1 protein-coding gene is annotated in these 2,585 nt (G+C 57.8%); it reads left to right on the top strand.

The window, feature by feature from the left end; translation table 11 throughout:
* The coding region (locus HMPREF3145_RS04760) for a YPDG domain-containing protein (RefSeq protein ID WP_210384147.1) at nucleotides 1–2,585 on the top strand (2,585 nt) is incomplete at both ends.

The following is a 2,585-nucleotide window of genomic DNA, read 5'->3' as shown; positions in this document are numbered from 1 at the left end:
GCTGCGTTGTCGTTTGCGTTGGTTGCGCCGTTCGCGCAGCCGGTGGCTGCTCCGCAGTTTGCTGCTGCGGCGTTTGCTGAAGGGAACACGGATGCGCAGAAGCCTGCGGCCGAGGCACCGGCTGACGCAAGCAAGGCCATTTATTCTCCGGGTCAGGCAGACCAGGAAGGTACGATCTCTGGTTCTGTCAAGGAGATTGTTGAGGCCGGTGTTGGTTTCGGTAACGTGCAGGACTCTGGTAAGCCGCTTGAGGGCGTCAAGATTTACGCCCAGTGGTACGAGGGTGAGAACACTCAGCACTCGTCTCCGGTGTACTACACCGAGTCGGATGCGAACGGTAACTTTACGATCAAGATGGCACCGTATGTCGATGCCAATGGTGCGACCCGTTTCTTTGACGCTGACGCTTCTGTTGGTCTGACCACTGGTGCTGATCGTGGTAAGCGCGACCACAAGCGCGAGAAGATCCGCGTGTGGACGGAGCTTCCGGATGACCTGACGGATAAGTACCGGCTGGTGCACCAGCCTGCTGCTGGTATCTTCCCGGGTATCGGTGCGAATACGACGCCGACGACCCAGGGCGATGGTGACTGGGGCGGCAACAAGATCACGGGCATGACCATCCAGTATGCGCAGAAGGATAAGCTGCCGCAGCACTTACCAGAAAGCAAGCGCGCAGAGAGCACCGGTACGGGAGGTAACGGTGGTACCTATGCTGGTCGGGCTTTCTGGAACCTTGACGTTCTGCAGGGCGCTTTGAACCACAACACCGTGAGTGCTTATGGTGGTAAGGACATCCCCGCCGCTGGGTTGAAGGTGGTTGGCTCCTACCTCACCGATGACGCAGTACGCAAGATTGAGCAGTATGCGGAGGATAACTTTGCGGGCAAGGCGCTGCGTGGCAAAGACTGGACTCCTACTGATGAGCAAGGGCTGCAGAAGTGGATTAATGAGCAGATTGCCAAGAACCCTGAAGAGTGGATCGCAGAAACTCTGACTACCACCACTGGTGCTGATGGTCATTTCCAGCTGCGCTGGAAGGGTATCTACGGCAACTCCCACGACAGTCGCGGAGTTGTTCCACAGGACAAGTTTGGCACCCTGGCGGGTTCGCATGACGAGGGCAACTGGACGAACAGCCTTTCGAGCTCCAAGCACGTCAACATGCACTGGAGCTACGTCAGCATTCTTGACAAGGACGGCAACCCACTGCCAGACAATATCGGTGCGCTGTACCCGTGGTCGCTTGGCCAGTGGGCGGGCCCAGGCTTCGGTACTGATTTGAATGCTGGTGCTAACGCGCAGCTCTTCGGTGGTGACGGTGCCCTGATCGGTAACACTACCGACAGCTACACCGGTTGGAACATCGCGCTTGCTCCGCAGGCGCTGAAGTTTGATGTGGTTGATAAGAACACCACTGACAATTGGGCAACGATCGGGGATAAGGTTCAGACGGATACGTCTGGTCTGCCGTTTGCCCAGAACCTGAACTACTACATTGAGTGGTATGACAAGGACGGCAACTCTGTAAAGCAGTGCCCAACCGCCAAGGTGGATGCAGCCACCAAGATCCCGAGCTGTGAGTTTGCTGTCCCTGCGGATGCCCAGACGGGTGATACGTTTACTGCTCGTCTGAAGGTTACTGAGGGTGAGCCTGCTGCTGATGATCTTGTGCTGGCGATGGATGCCTTCGCTGTCGCTCGCGACTACCTTGCATACGACCCGGTCGATGCGGAGCGCGGCAAGGAGACTACCTCTGAGCCGAAGTTCGACAACCCGGCTACGGAGAATGTCGAAGAGAAGAAGCCGGAGAAGGCCAAGTTCGAACTTGGCAAACTGCCGGAGGGCGTCGCTGAAGACCAGGTCAAGGTTGACCCTGCGACCGGTGTCGTGACCTTCACCCCGAAGGCCGACCAGACTGCTAAGACGTACAAGTTCCCGGTCATCATGCGTAACGATGAACTGCAGGTTCCGGTTCTCGATGAGAACGGTGCCCCGGTTCCCGATGCGGACGGCAACCCGAAGACCCAGGGTCGCATCGTCGCTCGCGCTGACGCGATTTTCACCGTTGCGCCGGACCAGAACACGGTCTTCGAGCCAGCGTACGAGGACAAGCTTGTTGTTCCGGGTAAGGAGACGAAGTCCAAGCCGACGTTTACCAAGGCCGGGGAGGACGAAGACGGTAACCCGACTGAGGATAAGGTCGACGCTCCGGAGGGCTCCAAGTTCGAAATTCCAGAGGACTTCAAGGCGCCTGAGGGCTACACCGTTGGCCCCATCGACAAGACCACCGGTGAGATCACCGTGACCTTCCCGGATAAGTCCAAGCTGAGCAAGGACACCGCGGAAGAGTTCGATGTTCCAGTTACGGTGACCTACCCGGATGGCTCCGTGGATAAGACGACTGCGAACTTCAAGCTGGATACCGATGGTGATGGCGATCCTGATGTCACGGATCCGGATGATGACGGCGACGGCATCAACGATGACGAAGACAGCAACCCGAAGGTTCCGAACGCCAACGATCACTTCGAGCCTGGCTACGAGGACGGCAGCGGTAAGCCGGGTGAGGATGCCAAGATTGA

Source organism: Corynebacterium sp. HMSC05C01 (genome assembly GCF_001807155.1).
Classification (GTDB): Bacteria; Actinomycetota; Actinomycetes; order Mycobacteriales; family Mycobacteriaceae; genus Corynebacterium; species Corynebacterium coyleae.
Note: the sequence above shows the minus strand (reverse complement) of the source record. Positions and strands in the feature narration are given on the sequence as shown.